This is a genomic window from Microcoleus sp. BROC3 (assembly GCF_036702515.1).
Taxonomy (GTDB): domain Bacteria; phylum Cyanobacteriota; class Cyanobacteriia; order Cyanobacteriales; family Microcoleaceae; genus Microcoleus.
On the sequence record NZ_JAUBTQ010000005.1, the window covers coordinates 98,469 to 121,382 of the forward strand.

Annotated in this window: 15 protein-coding genes; 6 read left to right on the forward strand and 9 right to left on the reverse strand. The window is 44.9% G+C overall.

Translation table 11 applies throughout. The features are described from left to right. The first annotated feature begins 126 nt into the window (after positions 1 to 126). Complete coding sequence (locus QUB30_RS04900; RefSeq protein WP_333329852.1) at positions 127 to 267, forward strand: hypothetical protein; 141 nt, start codon at positions 127 to 129, stop codon at positions 265 to 267. A 52-nt stretch (positions 268 to 319) separates the two neighbouring features. Here the strand turns inward: QUB30_RS04900 and QUB30_RS04905 are convergent, their stop codons facing one another. Continuing rightward, positions 320 to 460 carry a hypothetical protein gene (locus tag QUB30_RS04905; protein WP_333329855.1) on the reverse strand — a complete coding sequence of 47 codons (141 nt, stop codon included), beginning with the start codon at positions 458 to 460 and terminating at the stop codon, positions 320 to 322. Positions 461 to 773: 313 nt separating this feature from the next. Here QUB30_RS04905 and QUB30_RS04910 point away from each other — a divergent pair, with 313 nt between their 5' ends. After that, the gene (locus QUB30_RS04910; RefSeq protein WP_333329858.1) at positions 774 to 1,820 is read left to right on the forward strand and encodes an NAD(P)-dependent alcohol dehydrogenase; all 1,047 of its coding nucleotides are present in this window, start codon (positions 774 to 776) and stop codon (positions 1,818 to 1,820) included. 309 nt (positions 1,821 to 2,129) lie between these two features. Here QUB30_RS04910 and argS read toward each other — a convergent pair whose 3' ends face one another. Continuing rightward, the gene (gene argS, locus QUB30_RS04915; protein WP_333329861.1) at positions 2,130 to 3,887 is read right to left on the reverse strand and encodes an arginine--tRNA ligase; all 1,758 of its coding nucleotides are present in this window, start codon (positions 3,885 to 3,887) and stop codon (positions 2,130 to 2,132) included. Between the two features lie 349 nt (positions 3,888 to 4,236). Here argS and QUB30_RS04920 point away from each other — a divergent pair, with 349 nt between their 5' ends. The 3 genes from QUB30_RS04920 to QUB30_RS04930 all read left to right on the forward strand — a co-directional run bounded on the left by QUB30_RS04920 (position 4,237) and on the right by QUB30_RS04930 (position 11,267). Next, positions 4,237 to 4,632, forward strand: a complete 396-nt coding sequence (locus QUB30_RS04920; protein WP_333329864.1) for a hypothetical protein — start codon at positions 4,237 to 4,239, stop codon at positions 4,630 to 4,632. 912 nt (positions 4,633 to 5,544) lie between these two features. Continuing rightward, positions 5,545 to 6,936, forward strand: coding sequence for a malic enzyme-like NAD(P)-binding protein (locus tag QUB30_RS04925; RefSeq protein WP_333329867.1), 1,392 nt, complete (start codon positions 5,545 to 5,547; stop codon positions 6,934 to 6,936). 488 nt (positions 6,937 to 7,424) lie between these two features. Next, positions 7,425 to 11,267: a PAS domain S-box protein gene (locus QUB30_RS04930; RefSeq protein WP_333329870.1), complete on the forward strand. Its 3,843-nt coding sequence runs from the start codon at positions 7,425 to 7,427 to the stop codon at positions 11,265 to 11,267. 56 nt (positions 11,268 to 11,323) lie between these two features. Here the strand turns inward: QUB30_RS04930 and QUB30_RS04935 are convergent, their stop codons facing one another. The 5 genes from QUB30_RS04935 to QUB30_RS04955 all read right to left on the reverse strand — a co-directional run bounded on the left by QUB30_RS04935 (position 11,324) and on the right by QUB30_RS04955 (position 16,935). Further along, a complete protein-coding gene (locus QUB30_RS04935) occupies positions 11,324 to 12,712 on the reverse strand; it encodes a cytochrome P450 (RefSeq protein WP_333329873.1) in 1,389 nt (462 codons plus the stop codon). A 76-nt stretch (positions 12,713 to 12,788) separates the two neighbouring features. Continuing rightward, a complete protein-coding gene (locus tag QUB30_RS04940; RefSeq protein ID WP_333329874.1) occupies positions 12,789 to 13,331 on the reverse strand; it encodes an MAPEG family protein in 543 nt (180 codons plus the stop codon). A gap of 22 nt (positions 13,332 to 13,353) precedes the next feature. Continuing rightward, positions 13,354 to 13,848: a GNAT family N-acetyltransferase gene (locus QUB30_RS04945; RefSeq protein ID WP_333185653.1), complete on the reverse strand. Its 495-nt coding sequence runs from the start codon at positions 13,846 to 13,848 to the stop codon at positions 13,354 to 13,356. A 91-nt stretch (positions 13,849 to 13,939) separates the two neighbouring features. Beyond that, complete coding sequence (locus tag QUB30_RS04950) at positions 13,940 to 14,536, reverse strand: tRNA isopentenyl-2-thiomethyl-A-37 hydroxylase MiaE (protein WP_333329945.1); 597 nt, start codon at positions 14,534 to 14,536, stop codon at positions 13,940 to 13,942. A 209-nt stretch (positions 14,537 to 14,745) separates the two neighbouring features. Next, positions 14,746 to 16,935, reverse strand: coding sequence for a tetratricopeptide repeat protein (locus QUB30_RS04955; protein WP_333329948.1), 2,190 nt, complete (start codon positions 16,933 to 16,935; stop codon positions 14,746 to 14,748). Positions 16,936 to 17,034: 99 nt separating this feature from the next. On the opposite strand from QUB30_RS04955, the gene QUB30_RS04960 reads away from it, so the two are divergent. Further along, the gene (locus QUB30_RS04960) at positions 17,035 to 17,697 is read left to right on the forward strand and encodes a glycosyl hydrolase 108 family protein (RefSeq protein WP_333329951.1); all 663 of its coding nucleotides are present in this window, start codon (positions 17,035 to 17,037) and stop codon (positions 17,695 to 17,697) included. A gap of 321 nt (positions 17,698 to 18,018) precedes the next feature. Here QUB30_RS04960 and QUB30_RS04965 read toward each other — a convergent pair whose 3' ends face one another. Both QUB30_RS04965 and QUB30_RS04970 read right to left on the reverse strand, forming a co-directional pair. After that, complete coding sequence (locus tag QUB30_RS04965; protein ID WP_333329954.1) at positions 18,019 to 18,555, reverse strand: GUN4 domain-containing protein; 537 nt, start codon at positions 18,553 to 18,555, stop codon at positions 18,019 to 18,021. 101 nt (positions 18,556 to 18,656) lie between these two features. Then, entirely contained in the window at positions 18,657 to 22,673 is a 4,017-nt protein-coding gene (locus QUB30_RS04970; RefSeq protein WP_333329957.1) for a DUF4347 domain-containing protein, read from the reverse strand. Positions 22,674 to 22,914: the final 241 nt, after the last annotated feature.

Consider the following 22,914-nt stretch of genomic DNA (forward strand, 5'->3'; position numbering starts at 1 on the left):
AGAGGCGCTACAATTAAGTAAATTTAAATTGCCAAATAAGTAAAAGCAATGACATCACAACTGTGAGAACTAGAGGGAACTTGGGAATAGATTCTCGCCCTATCCGAAAAATTTGCTGGACGCAGAGTGGGCGTTATTGTTCTTGCTAACGAAGACGAAGAAGCACTCCCATCTCCAGAAGAAAGCTTTCGGCAAGCATGGCTGGAAATAAAGACAGGAAAAACTAGACCTGTATCGGAACTGTGGGAAGGTATTGATGCAGAGTGAGTCTTTTTCAATCAAGGTTTACTTTGCTGATGAATTTCAGCGCAATTATCGTTTACGGTTGTTTTTCCTTTCTCAGACGACGATGCAGCAAACGCATCACCAGAGAAACTTTGCCAAGGCGAATCCCTTCCTGAATTCCTTCGCGTCTCCCCTGCTCAATCCCTGTCTGCATCCAACTGGTAACAATCTGCATAACCTGTTCCTGTGCCTTTGGCTCACTCCTACCAAGTTCCTCCTGAAACGCTTGCTCCTCCCACTCTGTAAGCGTTATAGCAACCGCCCCGGCGGTTAGGACGTAGCGCTCTTTCATCACTCTCTGATAAATTGACGATTTTTCGAGGATACAGCCCGTGAAGATTCAAGGTTTCACCCCAAAGTGGCAAAAGAGGGATACAAGCCGAACTGCAGTCACAAATAGGGGAGCAAGGAGACGCGCAGAAAGAAAAGCGCTGTATTGATGTTACATAGTATCATCTTAAAAATTGTGTAAAAAATTTATGCGAAAGATGAAAGCCGCCGTTTTTGTAGAAAAAGGGCGAATCGAAATTCAAGAAAAACCAATTCCTGAGATTGGGCCTACTGATGCACTGATTAAAATCACCACGACGACAATCTGTGGCACAGATGTTCATATACTCAAAGGTGAAGTACCCGTCCAGCCTGGACGGACACTAGGACATGAACCAGTTGGCGTCATTGCAGAACTCGGCGCAGGAGTTCACGGCTATGAAATAGGACAGCGTATTCTTGCTGGTGCTATAACTCCTTGTGGTCAGTGCAATTTCTGTCTTGACGGATACCAAGCGCAGTGCGGCGGTAAGCCACTGGGTGGTTGGCGCTTCGGCAATACCATTGATGGTTCTCAGGCGGAATATATGCTAGTGCCGAACGCAATCGCCAATTTGACTCCCATACCTGACGAATTAACCGACGAACAGGTGCTTATGTGTCCAGATGTTATGAGTACAGGTTTCAGTGGTGCCGAAAGCGGAAATATCAAGATTGGTGATACAGTCGCCATATTTGCCCAAGGACCAATTGGTATGAGCGCAACTGTCGGTGCCAGACTCAGAGGTGCTTCCAAAATCATTGCCGTGAGCAGCAATCCGACACGCCTGAAAATGTCCCAAATGCTTGGCTCCGACATTGTTTTAAACTATAAAGAGTGCAATCCAGTCGAAGCAATCATGGATTTGACTGATGGTCGCGGTGTAGATGTAGCGATTGAAGCACTCGGTATTCAGGAAACCTTTGAAGCCTGTTTGCGTGTGGTTAAACCCGGCGGAATTGTATCGAGTCTAGGAGTCTATTCTGGAAAACTTACCATTCCTGTAGATGCCTTTGCCGCCGGTATCGGAGATAAGAAAATTGTTACCAGTCTCTGCCCCGGTGGAAAAGAACGTATGCGGCGGCTGATAAATATCATACAGTCCGCTCGTGCCGACCTGAGACCTATGATCACGCACAGGTTTAAGCTAGATCAAATAAAAGAAGCGTATGAATTATTCGGCAATCAACGAGATGGTGTGATAAAAGTTGCCATAAACCCATAAATCCATGATTGAAGGGCACTAAGTTAAGCGCGATCGCGCTTACAGAATATTCTCCTTCAATTAAGGTTTACTTTGCCGATGAATTTCAGCGATCGGATATAATCATCGAAAACACGGCAACTCTGGACACGGCAATGCCGTTTCCCTACCCCAAAATAATCATGAGCACTCGATGAGACATATAACCATCGCCTGATTAATTGTAGGGAAACCGCACTGCCGTGTCCAGATTTCGGGTAATATGATTTCTGGTTGCATCGGTATAGTTCAAGACTTGAGGCGGTTCGTGAGTGCAAAGGGGTTAAAAAATTACATTCTTTCCAATACCTTAATCCCCAACAACTCCAAACCCAACTTCAAAGTCCTCGCCGTCAAATCGCACAAAATCAACCGCGAAGTCCGCAACGGTTCTTCAGCTTTCAAAACCGGACATTGCTCAAAAAATTGATTGAACTTTTGACTCAATTCAAACAAATACTGACAAATTCGATTCGGCAACAAATCGCCGCCAACAGCATTCACAACTTCATTCAACTGCAATAAATGCTTTGCCAATACCAACTCGGCATCAGACTGCAAAATCACTTTCGCACCAGCATCTAAGTTATCAAAATTAATCTCACCTTTGCGGCGAATTCCCTGCACGCGCACGTAAGCATACAGCATATAAGGAGCGGTATTTCCTTGCAATGCGAGCATTTTGTCGTAACTAAAAATATAGTTACTGGCGCGATTTTGGCTTAAATCTGCATACTTAACGGCACTCAAACCAATTGTTCGAGATACGTGAGCAATGAATTCCTCAGTTTCCTGTCTTTCCTCGGCTTTTAATCTCTCTTCCAAATCTTGGCGCGTGCGGACGATCGCCTCATCTAACAAATCCTGCAACCGCACCGTTTCCCCAGAACGAGTTTTGAGTTTTTTGCCGTCTTCTCCCAATACCAAACCGAAGGGAATGTGGACAATTTCGACATCTTCAGGAATCCAACCTGCTTTTCTGGCAACTGCAAATACTTGGGCAAAATGGTTTGCTTGCCCTGAATCTGTGACGTAAATTAAGCGCTTTGCATTGTCTTTGTGGATGCGGTAGCGCACTGCTGCTAAATCTGTTGTGGCGTAGTTGTAGCCGCCGTCGGTTTTTTGGACAATTAGTGGCAGTGGTTCGCCTTCTTTATTGGTGAAACCGTCTACAAAAACGCATTTTGCGCCGTCACTTTCTACTAGCAAACCTAAGTTGGTTAAATCTTCGACTACTGCGGGCAATAATGGATTGTAAAACGATTCGCCGCGTTCGGTTAATTTGATATCGAGCAAGTCGTATATTACTTGAAATTCGCGGCGGGATTGATCGCACAGCAATTTCCAAGCGCGGCGGGTGTCTTCTGCGCCTGCTTGCAGTTTTACTACTTCTTGGCGGGCGGTTTCTTTGAAGGTTTCGTCTGTGTCAAAGCGCTGTTTTGCTTGGCGGTAAAATGCGACTAAATCGCCTAAGTCTAGGGCGTCAGCGGTTGTGAGGGCTTCGGGGTGAACTTCGCGCAAGTATGCGATCAGCATTCCGAATTGGGTGCCCCAGTCGCCGATGTGGTTGATTCGGAGTACGTCGTGGCCTTGAAATTCGAGGGTGCGGGCGATCGCATCTCCGATGATTGTCGATCGCAAATGTCCGACGTGCATTTCTTTGGCTATATTCGGACTCGAAAAGTCGATCGCGATTGTCTGAGGCGTTTTCGCCGGTTCAATCCCCAAACGCGAGTCGCCGGCGATCGCACTAATTTGCGCTTCCAAATAAGCGGGTTTGAGCTTCAAATTGATAAAACCTGGCCCGGCGATTTCTGGGGTTTCGCAGATGTCGGTAATATCTAGGTTTTCGATGATTGTTGAGGCGATCGTCCGTGGGGGCTTTCCTAACTTTTTCCCCAAACTCATCGCCGCGTTGCACTGAAAGTCCCCAAAGTTGGGATTGCTGGCGGCGGCTAGCATCGGATCTGCACCTGCATAACTTTCGCCGAATGCAGCGGTGAATGCTTTTTCAAATTTTGTTTTTAACTGTTGGGCGATCGAGTTCATGTTTAATATTTTGATTGGATGTTTATTTTAAACTCTAGATTCAGCACTTTTTGCCAATAATACTCTTACTACTTACGTAATTTCCCTCTCCCACTCTCCCTCTGGCCCTCTGACCCTCTCCCCAACTACTAGGAAATTTTGTACTTAGCTTTGAGGTGCTGATGCGATCGAAAGCACTGGCAGTGCTAACACACAGTACATTTTATCACAGTTGCGATCGCTGCACAAATTAAAAATTATCACATCTAGTCAATGATCTCGATCGCTAGATCATTTTGTTAAATCCCTTACATTAAGGTATGTTAAAATTTTTTTAAGGCTCCCAAAAATCCTACGAAAGGAAGTAGTTATGTTATCTCAACCTATTTTTGGCGATCGTTCCCTGACCCAAGCCTTTTATCAAGCAGTAATCGATCGCTTCTACGACGGTTTCAGTCTCTCCACCCAAGCACTATTAGGAGAGTGTACCCTCGGCTTCGCCCCTTGTCCCGATGGAGTCAAAACTTTTTTCATCATCGCGCCGAGTCTGGATGCAGCAGAGCAACTAATTGAAAAAATCGACAGTATTTTGGAGCGAGTTGGCGAACTCATGGCTGGAGTCGGACAAGTTGCCCTGTGCATAGTTCCCCCCGGCAGCGAAGCAGAGAAATCGGTCGATATGCAAGACTTAGAAAAAGTTCCCCCGGATTGTCTGGCTTGCAAATTCTTTACTATTCTATGTGCCGATGCTGCGGCCGATCGGTAAAATTGACAGTTAGCAACCAGCAACTGTGCAAGGCTGGGCTGAAACTGTCCCTGTGTCGGCGCGGGGTAGATTGTCTATTAGTTACATTCCCTAGAATTATCGGGCAAAGGGTGCAGGTAATTCGCTCGTTTGCCAGGTGGCACTCGCTATCGAAGGTAAGTATTAAACGGGAGCATCTCACTTTTGCAGCCCAGCTAGAAATCTCAGTTTTGAGGCAGGAGGCAGAAGGAAAGAGGAAGAAGGAAGGAGCCCGAAGAAGGGTTTTTACAAATATGAGATGTTCCCGTGTTAAACAAGCAGGCAATATATATATCAAATACCTGCTTGTCAGTCGATGCGATCGGTCGATCTGATTTTTACCTGCCGGCTCAAACAGCGGTGCATCTACATTTGTACCCCCAAAGTCGGTAGCCAAAAAGCCGCACCAACCCTTCTGGGCATCTCGCTTCAAAAGACAGCAGCAGGAATTAGGCGTTATCGCTGGAAAATAGAGTTTTGCGAAATATCTGCTAGTGTTCATAATAAGCAGAAATATTCTCCAAAATAGATAAGACTTGCGCACCTTTACCTCAGAAACCCGGTTTATTCGTATATTTCTCGTTACTAACGCAAAGTTTTTGTATAAACCGGGTTTCTAGCCCCGTACTTCATATTCACGGTTCGCTGGGTATTTGACAGAAAATAAGTTGTTTGTGGGCGAGTCACAAGCCATACACAGAGCAAAGATTAACTAAAAAAAAGAGGATGAGTTTCGCAGTGGCACGCTGGAATAGCAGTGCGATCGCATCCAGCCGCAAACAGAGTTTGTGAAAAATTTAAGTTGAAAATTTTAATAATGAAAATTTATAGATAAAATTAGCGATTCAATCTAAAATCTAAATTCAGAAATCTCCAATCTCAAATCAAGGCATCATGGTAAAACTGACACCGAACCCCAGCTTTAGTTTAACAATTCGCGTTGCTCTGCCCAACAAGCCTGGAATGCTGGCCAGAGTCACCAGCGCGATCGCATCTGTCGGCGGCAACTTCGGCCAAATCGACTTGATCGAGCAAACGCGCGCCACTACCGTTCGCGATATCACCGTCGATGCTTACAGCACCGAGCACAATGAAGAAATACTCCAAGCAGTGAAAGAACTGCCAGATATCAAAGTGATCGACGTGTACGATCGCACTTTCAACTTGCACCGCGGCGGAAAAATCAGCGTAATTAGCAAAATTTCCCTCAAACGCCAGTCGGATTTGGCAATGGCATACACCCCTGGAGTCGGCCGCATCTGCACTGCGATCGCTAATGACCCGCAACAAGTTTATAACCTCACAATCAAACAAAATACTGTTGCCATTGTTACCGACGGTAGCGCAGTTTTGGGACTGGGAAACCTCGGCCCTGCCGCCGCACTGCCAGTCATGGAAGGCAAAGCCATGCTATTTAAAGAATTTGCAGGTATTGACGCCTTTCCTATCTGTTTGAATACCCAAGATACCGATGAAATTATTCGCACAGTGCAGAATATCGCCCCGGTTTTTGGCGGCGTTAACCTCGAAGATATTTCTTCTCCCCGCTGCTTTGAAATCGAAGCCAGATTGCGGGAAACCTTAGATATTCCCATTTTTCACGACGACCAGCACGGCACTGCGATTGTTAGTTTGGCAGCATTAATTAATGCCTTGAAACTTGTGAAAAAATCCATAGAAGAAGTGTGTATCGTGATTAACGGAGCCGGTGCGGCCGGAGTCGCGATCGCCCGGTTGCTGCGCAAAGCAGGTGCCCAAAACATCATCATGTGCGACTCCAAAGGCGTCCTCTCCCAAGACCGCACGGATATGAACCCAGAAAAACTAGAATTTGCTGTGCCTTCGAGCGGTACTTTAGAAGATGCGATCGCCGGTGCGGATGTATTTTTAGGCGTCAGCGCCCCCGGCGTGCTCACCCGGTCGATGGTGCGTTCGATGGCCGAGAATCCCATTGTTTTTGCAATGGCAAATCCCATTCCTGAAATTCAGCCAGAATTAATTGTGGAGGATGGGGTGATCGTAGCAACCGGACGCAGCGACTACCCGAATCAAATTAACAATGTTTTGGCATTTCCGGGGATATTTCGAGGTGCTTTAGACTGCAAAGCAACCACGATTACGCCCAGTATGTATTTGGAAGCAGCTTACGCGATCGCCTCTTTAGTCAGCCCTTCCCAGCTTGACAAAGAACACATTATACCATCTGTTTTTGACGAAAGAGTTGCCATTGCTGTCGCCGGTGCAGTGCAGTTGGCTGCCAGATCCGAAGGTATTGCCCGCGATTAATAGAAGGAAGAAGGAAGTTCGGCAACGAGCAATGTACGGGATGTAACGGATGTAACGGATGTCAGGAAGAAGGAAGGAAGGAAGAAGGAAGAAGGAAGAACGTTGGAGGGAAGATATCATGTATAAATTAATGGTCTTTGTACCAGTTTTGTACTTCTTCTTTTGTGATTTTTCTGGTTTCTTCTCATTCCCTCTTTCCTCCTCCCCGTTGATTATTACTCATTTTTGTTTCCCCATCTTGTCTTTTTCCTCAACATCCATCCGTTAAATCCCGTACAGGGATCGTTGCCGAACTTGCCTCGAACCTCTAACCTCCAACCTCTTCCTTCTTCCCTCCAACCTCAGCATCCATCCGTTACATTTGTTAAATTCCGTAGACGGCTCGTTGCCGAACTTCCTTCTTCCCTCTTTCTTAATTAAGGATAAAACTCACAGCAATAAACAAGATAAAAAGATATAATTAAATAAACCAAGTCCAGCTAGGTCAGATGCAAAGCCAGTTAGGAAAAGCCAAGCGCAATCGCTCCCGTTGCCAATTGTTAGAACTCAGCCCTATCGGGCTGGCATTGTGCCGGACGGACGGGACTTTTCTCGACGTAAATCCAGCTTTTGCAAGTATTATCGGCCGCACAGTTGCAGAAACTCTTCACCTCAACTACTGGGAAATTCAGCAAACACAGTGCGCCCGCCCAGAAAAATATCTAGAATGTCAAGCAAAAAATAGCCACACGCACCTGTGCGAAGCAGCATACAAACATAAAAACAACCACCTCGTACCCGTGCGAGTTTCCGAGCGGGCAATTGAAACAGAGGGACAGTGCGCGATTTGGCTAAGTGTTGAAGAAATCTTTAATAATCGGGATCAAAATAGCGCTCCCCTGGAATCAGCGCCCCCGCAGGGCAATTCACATCTGGAAAAATTGCTGACAAAGCAGACTGCGGAACTGGAAAAAACTCAGAAACTACTCGAAGAAAAAATCTCCGAACTGGAACAAACTCAAGAAAAATTACGTTTCCAAAGTCAAATTATCGACCAAGTTCACGAGGCGGTAATTTCTACAGATATGGACGGCTCGATCACCATTTGGAATCAAGCCTGCCAAAAGTTATACGGCTATCAAGCAACTGAGGTTATCGGACAGCACATTTCTCTAATTTACCCGCCCGAACAGCAAGAATTTTTGTTAGAACAAGTCATCAAGCCGCTACACAAAAAAGGCGAGCATGAAATTGAAGTTATCACACGTCGCAAATCGGGAGAAAATTTTTCCTCGCACCTGATGCTCTCGCTATTGAAAGACAACACTGGAGAAGTTGTGGGGATGATGGGTTCTTTAACAGATCTCAGCGTTTGCAAAGCTTTAGAACAAGAATTAGCACAAAGACAAGGACTATTTGATGCCTTTTTAAAGGAGGCGCCGGCGGGACTTTGCATTTTGGACTCGCAATTGCGCTACGTGCAAATTAATCAATTATTAGCAGAAATAAATTGCCTGAGTCCAGCAGCTCACATCGGCAAGACTGTACGCGAAATATTGCCGAATATGGCTCCAATAATAGAGCCTTTGTACGAACAAATTTTGAGAACAAAACAACCCTTAATTAATATCGATATCAGTGGTGACAATCCCAGAAAGCCTGGGTTTGTCCGACACCTGACAGGCTCTTATTTTCCATTGCTAGACAAAGATGGCGAGGCTCTCGGCATAGGTGCAGTCGTAGTTGACATTAGCGATCGCAAACAAGCAGAAGCTGCGCTGCAAAAAAGCGAACAGCTTTACCGCACTATGGCAAGCAACTTTCCTAACGGTGCAGTAATGTTGTTCGATGCAGAAATGCGTTACACGCTGGTAGAAGGTACAGAATTAGCAGCAGTGGGGCTTTCCAAAGAATTGATGGAAGGCAAGACAATCTGGGAAGTATTCAAGCCAGATGTTTGCGCTGAGCTGGAGCCAACTTATCGGGCGGCACTGGCAGGAGAAACAGTTGTTACAGAAATTTTTTACAGCGATCGCGTTTACCTCGGTTATGCTTTGCCAGTCAGAAATGAACGGCAAGAAATTATCGGCGGATTGCTAATGACTCAAAACATTACGGCTCGCCAATTAGCAGAAGAAGCGCTCAGAGAAAGCGAGGAAAAATACAGGTGCATTGTCGAGACAGCAGACGAAGGAATTTGGATGATAGATACGGATGGTAAAACTACTTTTGTCAACCAAAAAATGGCCGATATGCTCGGCTGCACTCCAGAGGAAATGATCGGACAGCCCCTATTTGCTTTCATGGATGCAGAAGGCATCGCGCTCGCACAAGTCAGTCTCGAACGCCGCCGTGAAGGAATTCGCGAACAGCTCGATTTTAAGTTCCGTCGCCGAGACGGCAGCGACTTGTGGGCGATGGTTTCTACTAATTCATTGGCCGACAAACAGGGACGCTATGTGGGCGCTTTGGCAATGGTTGCCGACATTACCGATCGCAAGCAAACAGAAGCCGCATTGCAGCAGTCGGAAGCCAAATTTCGATCGCTCTACGAATTAACCAGTTTGCCTGTTTTTATGTTATGTGACAATGCCATCACCGATGCCAACACAGCCACCCTAAAACTATTCGGCTGCACCACCGCGCAACAGTTGTACGGCCAAAACCCTGGCAAACTCTCGCCTCCTTTCCAACCCAACGGCAGAGATTCTTTGAGCTTGGTTAACGAAATGATGGATCTCGCTTTTGAGCGGGGAAACCACCGCTTTGATTGGGTTCACCGGCGTTTAGACGGTACTGATTTTCCCGCAGAAGTCGTGCTGACAATCATCGAAGTGGGAAATCAAAAAATTATCCAAGCAGTCCTCCAAGATTTAACGGATCGCAAACTTGCAGAAGAAACTTTAGTGCGATCGGAACAAGCCCTCAGACAGCAAGCTCAGCGAGAACAACTGCTCAATCAAATTGCCAACCAAATCCGCACTTCTTTAGATTTAGACACAATTTTAGCAACCGCAGTTCAAGAAATTCGCAATCTGATGTACCTAGATTGGTGCATTTTCACTTGGTATCGCCCCAACAACAATCCTCCGGTTTGGGACGTAACTTTTGAAGCCAAGAATGCAGATTTGCCGAGTATTCTCGGCACTTATCTTATAGACGACAAATCTTGTTTTGCTGTGCGACAGATTTTGCGGCGAGAAATTCTGCGAATTGATGATGTCAGCACTTTTGAAGATGTAGAATTGCGCCAACTTTTCCAGGCTTCAAAATTTAACTCAGTGCTGTCGCTGCCAATTCATACTGCTGCCGGCGATATTGGGGTGATTACCTGCTATCAAACCCTGTCCGTGCGAAATTGGAGCGACTCTGAAGTCGAACTGATGCAAGCGGTGGTCGCTCAAATTGCGATCGCGATCGACCACGCCGAACTCTACACCCAAACCCGCAAAGCGGCCCGACTAGCTCAAGCTCAAACTCAACAGCTAGAAGAAACTTTGCGCGAACTCCAACGTACCCAAACTCAATTAATTCAAAGTGAAAAAATGTCTAGTTTGGGACAGTTAGTAGCAGGTGTCGCCCACGAAATTAACAACCCGGTTAATTTTATCTATGGCAATCTCAGCTACACCAGCGAATACACTCAAAACTTGCTAAAAATGCTGCGACTTTACCAGAAGGAATACCCGCAGCCTAGCGCAAGAATTGTAGATGCAAGGGAAGACTTTGAAATTGATTATCTTATTGAAGATTTACCGAAAATTTTAGCATCTATGAAAGTTGGAGCCGATCGCATCCGCGACATAGTTTTGAGCCTGCGAACTTTTTCAAGACTTGACGAAGCAGAAAAAAAACAAGTTGACATTCACGAAGGCATTGAAAGCACGCTGCTGATTTTGCAAAACCGCCTGAAACATAAAGCCGATCGCCCGACAATTAATGTGATTAAAGAATACGGTAATTTGCCTTTAGTTGAATGTTATCCCGGTCAGTTAAATCAAGTATTTATGAATTTGTTGAGCAATGCGCTAGACGCATTGGAAATGGAGATAAAGGAACCCAATCGCACCGCCAAAAATCTCGCAATTACGATTCGCACCCAAGTAACCGACAATAACAGCGTTGCCATCTGGATAGCTGACAGCGGCCCTGGCATGAGCGAAGATGTGCAAAAGCGCTTGTTTGACCCGTTTTTCACTACTAAACCCATTGGTAAAGGAACTGGCTTAGGATTGGCGATTTCGCACTCTATTATAGTAGAAAAACACGGCGGCAAGCTTTCTTGCCATTCTGTACTGGGAGAAGGTTCCGAATTTGCGATCGAGATTCCTCTGCGGCAAAATATAAATTAAAACCCCTTGTATCGGTATCATATCATCTGTGCTCGAACGACCGAATTTGATAGGATTCAAATCCTACCCTTTACCACCAGACGCACACCACCAGCCGGTGCCATTGTAAAACTGCGGTGTACGGGCAAAACCGCGCGATTTTCTGCAAGTTCTAAAGAGTATCGTGACAGCACTTTCGCCACTACTAACTTCATTTCAAACATTGCAAATGCCGTGCCAATACAGCGGCGGTTTCCTCCCCCAAACGGCAAATATTCGTAAGGCGAAAATTGCCTTTCTAGAAAACGTTCTGGTTTAAAACATTGTGGTTCCGGGTAAATATCCGGTCGATGGTGGACCAAATAAATGCAGGTGGAAAGTATCATTCCTTGGGGAATCTTATAACCCATTAACTGCATCGGAGCTTGCAGAAGGCGCGGAAATGCAAAAAATAGCATCGGATAAATCCGCAGCGTTTCGCAACATACAGCATTCAAATATGGGAGTTTGGTTATTTCCGCCGGCTCGCAATTTTCGACATCAATAGAATTGAGTTCTTGCAGCAGTTTTTCACGGACTTCTGGGATGTAGTGAATCCAATACAAAGCCCAGGCTAAAGCTGTGGCTGTAGTTTCGTGTCCTGCGAATAAGATTGTCATTAATTCATCCCGCAATTCAACGTCGCTCATCGGCTGTCCCGCTTCGTCACGAGCTGAAATTAACAAGCTCAGGATGTCTTCGCCCAATGGTTCAGACTGAGTTTTGCGATCGCGGATTTCTTGATAAAGCAGTTCATCTAAACGCTGTCTTTGTCGAATAAATCCTCCCCACGGACTCCAAGCACCTAAATCTTTTTGCAACGACTTGATAAACAAAAAGGTAGCGCTTAATGGATTGCTAAACAGGCTAAACATATTAGTAATTAATTGCTGAATTTGCTGGTAGCGTTCTCCTTCGCTCAGCCCGAAAATCGTGTGCAGAATTACTTCCAAGGAAATTTCCTGCATAGTTGATTGCGCGATAATCGAGTTACCAGGAGTCCAATTATTAATTACTTTTTCGGTTGTATCGCGGATGATTTGTCCGTAAGCTTTCATGCGTTCACCGTGAAAAGGTGGCATTAAAAGTTTGCGCTGCTGCAAATGTCGAGCGCCATCTAATAAAAATAACGAATTCGATCCTACTAAAGGTAGCCCTATCTGATTTACAGTACCGGATTCAAAGAGTTGGGAATCGGATGTAAAAATTTCTTGAATTGCTTGAGGATTGCTAATAATTACTTGGGGCGGAAAGTTGCTGAATTTGCTGGTAAAAAAATCGCCGTAGCGCTGATAATTACTATCTAAATAATACAGAGGATTTAAAAGTCCCTGCACTGTCTGAACAACTCTAGCTTCTTTAGGGCCGTCTAGCAATTTGTTGGTAGCATGATTTTGAGATTGAGAGTTTTCTGTGCGGATAGTCATTTGTTTTTCTCATAGTTTTAGGGTTTCACAGGACTAATCAAAGCATAAGTCTTATTTCCAAAAAATCTCAAATACCTCAGCTATTGAAAAATAGTACGCGGTAGGCATCATAAATTAGTACGGCAATAGTAGGATACAGAGTAACTCCCAGGCCAAAAGCTCGTTCTATCGGCTCTTTGAGATAGCCTATCCAAAACGCTATTCTTCCCAAAACAAACAAAGTTGCCAAAATTGGAATCAGCTTGATGCTGTAAGTATCTAAAAAGGTAGAAAGGATTAAACTGCCTACAAAAAACAGCACAAATTGCTCTAGAGTGTTGTTCAGATAACGCAAATGAATCCGCATTGCTTCTGATTCGGCATTCGCTAAAGGGTTGATGGCTGGGCTGGTAAATCTACCATTACCAACTGCAACTATGCCTGCAAATAACATCAGTACCGGAAAAATTTGGCAGCGAAGGCTGAAAATTAGGCGCGACTCTGGGGTATTTAATAGGGGTAGGGGCAGCGCTATCAAAAAATAACCAATCAGTACAAAAGTAAGGCAGAAAATTAAGGCAGAAATGCCTCGCCAAACAACTATTTGCTGTTGTGGATTGAAGCTGAGTAAATTAATCATTGTTTACAAAAACCAAACCTTATTATAGCTTTTTTATACCTAGAGATTTTACGTAAACCCGATCGCACCTTGGCGTCTCCACACCAGTTGTCGGTAGATATCCACTATTTTCGTACATTTTCACAGCTTCTTTGAGAATGCTGGCAGTTTCTATCCAGATTTCCTCAAAGCCGCGAGCAATAATTTTACTTTCCAATTCTTGCAGTAAAAATTTCCCCAAACCTTGTCCTCTTGCTGCTGGCAAAATATACATTTTGCGAATTTCCACAGCATTATTTCCGCGCTCAATCGGATAGTAAGCCGCCGTACCCACTATTTTACCCTGGCGTTCAACTACCCAAAATTCGCCGCCTTGATTATGATAATGTAGTTCTACATCATAGACATCTCGATCGGCCCCGTGAGGTTCGCATTTTAAACCGTACTCTGCTAAAACATCCCTAATTAAATAGAACGCCTCAGCGCGATCGCGCGTTTCCCAGGAACGAATTAAAAAATCCAGATGTTGGGTTTTCATGGGTTGTTGCAACGTATATTTATTTTTTGACTTGAGCAACTGTAAAATTAGTTGTTTTTTGTATTTTACAGTCTTTAAATGCACCTAGATTTTAACTGTGAATTCTCGGTTCGGGATGAAGACTTGCCAGCAACTCGCTCTCTACTAATGATAATTCCTCCAACCTCTGCATCACAATATCCCGATCGAAATAAGTTGTTGCCAAAATCCAATATACCCCGTAATGGCGCGCTTCCGAAGCCATCAAACTGCGGTAAAACTTAGCTAATTCCGCGTCGGGACAGCGATCGCCCAGCAGCCCCAACCGTTCGTGACTGCGCGCTTCTATCAAACCAGAAACCAACAAAGAATCCAAAAGTCTCTCCGGTTCCTGCTTGCGAATTTGGGCGGACAAACCGGCCCCGTAGGGAGGTGCAGCCAAAGGGCCTAAAGCAATGCTGCGCTTTTCTAACCGCTGGTTGACTTGCTCGAAATGCTCTAATTCTTCGCGGGCGATCGCCGTTAGCATCCTCACCAATTTTTCCCTTGCTGGGTAGCGAAACATTAAATTTAACGCTACTCCCGCCGCTTTCCGCTCGCAGTGAGAATGGTCTAATAAGATGGTATCCAAATGGGCGATCGCCTGTTGCACCCAAGCTTCCGAAGTCGGCTGTTTCAAAAACTTAATAGTTTGCAGTGTTGAAGTCATACCATTTTAAATTTGAGATTTGAGATGAGGAATGATATCGTTGACCTTGGCATCGGAACGATAGGCAACCGAGGACACGGCAATGCCGTTTCCCTACCCCAAAATAATCTATCTTCCTTGATGAAAAATGTAACCATCGCCCGATTAATTGTAGGGACACGGCAATGCCGTGTCCGGCGCGGGGAGTAGGACACGGCAATGCCGTGTCCCTACTTTTCAAAATTGATTTTACACAATTTTTCCAACACCGCATACATATCACCAGCAAACTTTTTCGCATTCCACAGGGGCGATAAATTGGCTGCACCTTTAGATTTCACCAACTGTGCTTTAATTGCGTTTCTCAATTCACTATCTTTACCCAATTTTACACCCACTTCCACATATTCCGACCAAGACCAAGCCACACCAGCTTCAATTCCCAAAGCCTGCAAAAACGAATAACCCATTCTCGACAAAAACTGCTCTCCTGTGCGAGTCACCACTGGCAAATTAAACCACAAAGCCTCTAAAGTGTGAGTGCCTCCGTTGTAAGGATAAGAATCTAACAAAACATCGGCCAACAAATAGATAATTCTGTGTTCTTCCTCAGTAGCAAACCTCGGCAAAAACTTAATTCGGTGCCTGCCGACTCCTTCAGCTTCGCAAGCTTGGTGATAGGCACCCTCAAACACCGCAGCATCGCCTAAAGCTTTGTGAATTAAAATACTGTTCGGCACTTGTTTGAGAATTGCAACTTGTGCTTTTACCAACTCGCGATTAAATTTTCGGCCGGGAGCGACGCACAGGTAAACTATCTGATCCAAACCGATCCGATTCGACTTTCTCAAGGCAACCGGATCGACTCCATATCTCTGAAATCCTGACACGGCTACAAAGGAATCAGGCATCCTAATTAGCTGCTCGTCATAATATTTTTCCCGCCCGGTTGGGTGCGAGTGCCAGTCTGTAAGAAAGTAATTTTCTGGGGATATGTAAGGGGCGTCAAATCCGAGCCACGAAACACAAACTGGTGCGGGTTTTTGGTAGAGAATGTCAGCGTTAACTGGTACGCTGAGAGAATCTAAATCGACTAAAACGTCCAATTCATCTTGCTGAATTTGGTCGATAATTTCTGCCGAATTGGCAAGTCCGTTCGGGTAAGTTTTCGGGAAAGTCAGTTTGCCCAAACTTTCAAATTGCTCAGTGCGATCGTCAGGAACAATTCTTTCGGAAGCGTACAAATACAAATTGGGTGTGATGTCTGACAATTCGCGAATGATGTCAGCGCTGCACCAACCTACAGAATGGCGGCTGAAGTGATTGGACAAAAAGCCGATTTTTAACTTGCTGGATGGGGCATTTGGTTTGAAAGTGTAATTTGCGGGTTGAGAAAAATTAGGTTTGATACATTGGTCGATATACTTTTGGGCAATTAATCTGTAAAGTTTTGAGTTCGCCGCCAAGTCATCTCGCAAATAGGGCGTGCTGAATAAGAAGTTTGCATAAAGCGATTTAATTTCTACCGAACTAGCGGTTGCTAAGTTTTGCTGCAAGTACGACTCTAGCTCTAAAAATCGATCGCCCGCAATTTGATTCAATCCCGACACTTGATAGGTGCTCACGAAGTAAATCGCGGTCATAATTGGATCGGTTTCGGCACACATTTGGCTGTATTTGTGAACGGCTTGCCGCGCGGCCGCTAAATCGCTAGTATCTCTGAGGATGCCGCACAAATGTTGGTGAGCCGAAATAAAATCTGGTTTAATTTCTAGGGCTTTTTGAAGGTTGGGTATTGCGTCTTTAAATTTGCCTTGGTGGCGCAAAACTATGCCAATTTGACAGTATGCTTCGGCTAAATCGGGTTTGAATGCGATCGCCTGCTGCCATGCAGCCACCGCCTCATCTAACTTCCCTTGCCGTGCTAATTTATCTCCTAAATTTAAGTGAAAATCTACCTCAGCCAGATGGGGATTGAGTTCGAGAGCTTTTTGCTCGTATGCTACCGCTGCATCCGGCTGCCCCTGCTGCTTCAGTGCTCCTGCCAAATTCCAGTAAGCAGCAGCCAAATTCGGTTTAAGTTCGATCGCCTTTTCGTAATTGACAATCGCCTCCACCAAACGCCCTTGTTTGTAGAGCATACTGCCCAAATTAGCATAAGCCTCAGCAAAATCGGGATTCAGGGCGATCGCCTCGGAATAAAACCGCATCGCTTCCTCAATTTGCCCGCTTGCTTGCTGCACATTGCCCATTGTCACGTAAGCCGCCGCCCAATCCGGTTGCAATTCCAGAGCTCGGCGACAAGCAGCGACGGCTGCTGCTAAATTGCCTTGAGAGTAATAGGTTTCTGCAACGACTGTCAGCGATGCAGCATCCTCAAATTGGGGTGTTTCGGATTGGTTGCGAAAATCGGAATTCATTTGGCGGCCTATCTGTGCTATCAAGTTAAAGGTTGAATCTATATTATTTTGCAGAGTAGCAGTTTTAGCGGAACTACGGGCGATCGTCACAGAGAATTTATGAGCGACAAGCAAGCGACACAGCGCCAACAGAACATCAAGTGGAAACCAAACCTCCTGCTGGGGATACTCTTGTTAACCTTAGCAATTCCCTTACCCTTTGCCCAAAAGACGTTCGCACAGCAGCAGACAGCCAGCTTTCGGCAGAAATTATTTCAAACGGCTCTTTATTTCACCCTCTATTTTGAGGGCGGATTCAGCAATCACCCAGCCGATAAGGGCGGCAGAACTTATCGGGGTGTCTTGCAAACGGAATACAACGCTTACCGCTACAGTCGAGGGCTTCCGCCTCTCGACGTGACGCAGATGTCGGAAGCAGAGCTCCTAGAAATTTATCAATATTACTGGGATTCGAGCCTCTCGGGCACGATGCAGCCGGCTTTGGCGATCGTCATGTTTGACACCGCCGTTAATTTCGGTATTAATAACTCTATTACCTTTCTCCAGCAAGCATTAGGATTGCCGCAAACGGGAGTTTTTGACTCGCGCACCAAGGAAGCGCTGAAAGGGGCAAATAACAGAAATACCGCCCTGCAAATGATTAATGAACGAATTATTTACCGCTACAAACGGGTGCAAGAAGATCCAACTCAGATGGCTTTTTTCCGGGGTTGGTTGAGTCGCGATTATAGTTTGTGGGGCTATGTAAATAAGATTAAGTAGTTGACTGTTGACTGTTGACTGTTGACTGTTGATTGTTATTTCTTATTCTATATTTGTGGAACAGACATCTTGCCTGTGTTCTATAAATGGCGTTGCTGAATACAGGTATGAATAAACTTTTCTCCAACGTTACAAAACTCACCATACTTGGCCCATAGCAATTGGGAAATTTTTAATTCATACCTGTATTCAGCAAAACCCGCTTTTTAAAAGAAGCAGAAGTATGAAAGCAAAAGAACGTAAAACGACCTCTCGCTTTAGATACCCGACTTCTTAAAGAAGTCGGGTATCTGAGTATTCTGTTTTTTTAGGTTTGTCTACTTACTTGCCGCAATTAGCAAAAGTAGAGAACAAGTTATAACCTTGAACTTTCGACGCTTGCCATGTATTACGCCGATCGCCAAAAAAACTTGTATCTCTACCAACGTAGCTTTGCCAACCTAATGCAGCAACAGTTGGGTACTGAGCGGGAAAATCCCCTAGCAGAGGAGTTTCTCGCGAGTCAAGTTTCCATCCTACCTTTTTGCTAAATTCTTTAATTTCTTCTTCGCAAGTTTGACAATTTAAACCCTTCCCCGTCTGTTGCCAAATCTCTAACTGCGGAGTGAAGCCGTATTTATTATTGCTGTGTTGCATCCACAATTGGTCGATCGCGCGGAGGTTCGGACAAGACGTGGGGTTGTTGCGGAGTAAAGAGACGGTTTCGCGATCGGCATCGTCCCATTTCTTCGCTTCTAATAAAGTTTGCAGTTGACTGAATTCGCTGCTGGTTTCTTGTGCGGTAGTCCGAACAACTGGCAGCAAAATAGCAACAGATGCGGTAATGAATACTAGGGTCATTTTTCCAAATTTAAACATGATGCTCCTCCCGGTAAAAGTGATTTAACAAATGATTCGTTTTTAGTGCCGACCTCATTTAGAAGGGCAACCACAGGATTGCCCCTACGCTGGAGTTAAATCTAAAGCAACACAAAATCCGATGCAGTAATCGAACTATTCAACCCAGTCACAGTTGCCAAAACTTGATTGGTGGATATAACTTTGAGCACTGTTCGTCCCGCAGTTTGACTAATTTCCAACTGCTGGAAAGTTAAACCGTTATCGAGCGCAAATTTATCGCTACCCACCTCAAAATCAACCACCGTATCCGAGCCGTTACCTAAAGTTAACAAAAAGCGATCGCTCCCGCTACCTCCAATCAGAAAATCGTTGCCATTTTCGCCGCTGAGAAAATCATCTCCCAAACCGCCAAGCAAAGTATCATCTCCCTTGCCACCGTACAAACTGTCATTGCCGATACCGCCGTCCAAACTGTCAGCACCGCGGCCTCCAAATAGGATATCATCACCACTGCCACCTGTCAGCGTATCGAGTCCCCGCCCACCGTAAATGCTGTCATTACCGCCGTCACCATCAAGGGAATCGCTAGCTTTTCGGGCACTGATAAAATCGTTACCGCTGCCGCCGATTAAAGTATCGCTATCATCCGTACCGACAAGATTTTTGCCCTCATCACCGAGAATTTCAGGAGAAGTATTGACAAGTTCCACATCACCTTGCACAACCGGAACAGCGGGTTGAGAAGGTGCTGGATTACCTTGAATTTTGGCACTCAAAGATTCGCCCGTATTTTCGGAAACTACCTGTGCGATTGGTTTTGTGCCAGCGCCCGCTTCTTCCAGGGCGATCGAACTTTCACCTAATGTCACCTTTTGGACTTTGGCAATTTCCGAGGGAATAAACTCAGGCAAAAATTTAGATTTAACTTTATCCGTGCTTTGATTTGCCTCAGCCATTACCTTCGCCGCTTCCGGGGTAATTTGGGAAAGTTTTTGAGTGTTGAGATTGCTATCAACTTGTTTGACGTTGGCAACAGATTGCTGGATAATGCTTTCTACCTGTGCCGAATCGCTCAAATTGAGGGAACCGCCGGATTGAATTTTACTGTTAATTGCCCCGACAACAGCTTTGACGATCGCAGCATTGTCCGCCGTAGATGCACCGTCTATGAGGCTGCTGGTTTGGGTAATCACGTTTTGGACTTTTGTCATGGCGACTAAAGTTTCAACACCACCCGGTTCATTTTTGGCTGTAGATGCGATCGGATCTAAGTCGATCAAGTCAACTCCCGCAGGAATAGACAGAGTAGATTTAACTTTTGACTCGGCTTCACTCTGCGTCATTCCCCCAGCCATCAAATCAGTTACCAAACTGGTTAACAAAGTGACGACAGTAGCATCCGCAGGTGCAGAAACAGGCGTTTCCAGTGGCAAACCTGTCGCAGTATCCGTCCCGCCAAAAGCAACTAAATTGCCTTCTTCTGGGTCAAAACTGCCATTTTTGTTCGTATCAAAACTGTCTGGGATATCGAGTTCGTATTCGCCATTAGCATCAGTCGTTGCCGACGGTTCGCTAGCATCCTTTACCCCGTTTTTGTTGGCATCAAAAAAGATAGTCGCACCCTCAATATAACCATCAACAACCGCACCCTTTTGACGAGTTCTTAACAGAATGACATCGCTAGCAGTTGCACCAGCTTTGTCGGTGACAGTTAACTTAATATTCAGAGACTTCGCTTGAGTATTGTCGCCGCTGAAAGTACGAGTAGTGGGATTGAAAGTCAGCCAATTCGGTAAAGGTTGACCGTTCTCTAGAGTTGCTGAATAAGTCAGTTTGTCGCCCGAATCTGGGTCTGTAAATGCTTTTTCTGGAACCGTATACTCAATTTGAGACGACGATTTGCTGACTCTCAGAGTGCTGAAGCGCCAGGGAGTTGTTTCTGGGTCTTCGTTTAGCTGCGGCGGGCGGTTAGTTATAGTTGGAGTAGTTGGCTTAGTTGGAGTTGGAGTTGGAGTTGGAGTAGTTAACGTAGTTTCTGTTGGTGTTGGAGTAGTTAGTGTTGGTGTTGGAGTTGGTGTTGGAGTTGGTGTTGGAGTAGTTAGTGTTGGTGTTGGAGTTGGTGTTGGAGTTGGAGTAGTTAGTGTTGGTGTTGGAGTTGGTGTTGGAGTTGGTGTTGGTGTTGTAGTGTCATCATCTACGATCGTATACTTAGCGGTAGGAGTAGTAATCGTAGGTTTCGGGCCTGGTGCAATCGGATTTGACAAAGTAATGATAAAGTTTTCATCACTTTCTGGTACTAGATCGCCCGCAACATCTATAACCATGATTTTAGATGTTTCACCCGGACTGAATTTAATCTTACCTTTGGGACCAGTCGCCTTAAAATTTCCACTAATATTATCGTACTCAGTGGGGAGAGTAGCATTGCCAGTAATCTCATAATCAACACTACTACTCAATTCAGTGCTACCGCTGCGAGTCACAGTGAAAGTAGCAGGTTTAGAACCTGTATTGCCTTCAAGTGCGCTAGCAGGATTGACAGTAATAGCGTAAGAAATTGCCGAATTTGCTTCTGGATTGTTCAGCAAAACTCTGATGTCGCCAAGACTGTTGCCAATTATATCGGCCTGGTTGTCTGCGTTAATGTCTATGATTTGAGTGTTAATACCAGCGTAAGGAACTTCAGAGTAAGTATTAAAGCCACCCGTACCGTCTCCCCACACAATGATACTTGAATAGGCATTAGAAACCAATTGATCGAGTTTTTGGTCGTCGTTAAAGTCTGCCAAACGAACTGAATATGGGCTAATTGCTGACTCGTAATTAGTGGTAGAACCAAAGCTGCCATTGCCATCTCCAAATAAAATAGAAATGCTGTTAGAGGCACTATTTGCAGTTACTAAGTCCAGCTTACCGTCGTTGTTTACGTCTCCGACAGCTATAGAAGTGGGGGATGTTCCGACATTAAAGTTCATGGCTTGAGCGAAACTGCCTTTACCATCTCCTAAAAGTACGGAAACATTATTAGAGTTCTTATTTGAAGTTGCTAAATCGACTTTTTGGTCACCATTAAAATCTGCCACAACGATGTCGTTGGGAAATTGTCCTACACTAATATCAGTCGGTTTACCATAGCCACCTTTGCCATCTGCCAACAATATAGATATCTTATTTGATTCGGAGTCAACACTAACTAAGTCAAGATTGCCATCACTTTTAAAGTCTCCCCAAAAGACGAAGTTGAAAGCCGAACCCAAATTCAAGTTAGTGGGTGGACTAAAGCTACCTTTGCCGTCTCCTAATAAGACAGAAAAGTTTTTAGAACTCAAGTTCGTAATGCCTAAATCAAGCTTTTTGTCACCATTAAAGTCTCCTGTAAAAAAGTCGTAAGGTGCTACTCCTAAATTAGTTGTGGGGCCAAAGTTAAATGTCCCATTGCCATTTCCAAAGAAAATGCTAATGTTGTTTGACCCAATATCCATAGCAGCTATGTCAGCCTTACCGTCACCGTTAAAGTCTCCGGCGATGACATTACTAGCATAATTTATGGGATCGTAGTCAGTAACTTTAAAGAGTGAGAGAACGTGGCTGTAAGTGGCTAATACCTCTGGTTTCAAGGCTAAAGGTGTTTTGATTTTTCCGGTTTTCATTTCGAGTTTCCAATCGCCACCCTTGGCCGCATTTCCTGTCAGATTCTGGGAGGCGGCAACGCTAGCCCCAGTTAGTTCGCTCAGCCTTTTGACAAAGGCCATACCTGTGTCGCCTGCTGCTACTTGGCAACCATAAAGCAGAATTTCTGGTTGAATTCTTTCTTCCGCAGGGCTTGGGGATAGCGAATTTTCGCTCGCGCCCATTTGTGTCGAAAACCACTGCTGTAAAGAAATGCGATCGCACTCAATGCTATCTGCATTCAAGTTGCTGCTGCCCAATTGCAAGCAACCCGGTGCTCCGTGGGAAATTATGTGAATTATTGAGACACCGCGATTTTCCAAAGATTCGGTAATTTGTGCGATGCCACTGCGGCAGGAATCTAGTGGAATGACTTCGATTTCTCGGTTGATGCCGTTGGCTAAGACTTGGGATTCTGGTACGGCACTGTCGATAAATGCGATCGACTTTGTAACTGTTTGAGTCATTAAGCTTGCCATAATACACCTCTGAAGATTTTGCTTAAATTGGGTACAGTTAAATCTGCGATCGGCTAATTCGGGAATATATTCCCTAGTTAAAAGTTGTAATTGGTATAATTAAACAAACTACCGATCGAGTCAATTCATAAAGTTCATAACTTAAAGTCATAAAAGTCATATTTGTAAAAATATATTGCGATAGTTAGACAAGTTAGCCATATTCAGCTAAATCCTATATAACAGTAAT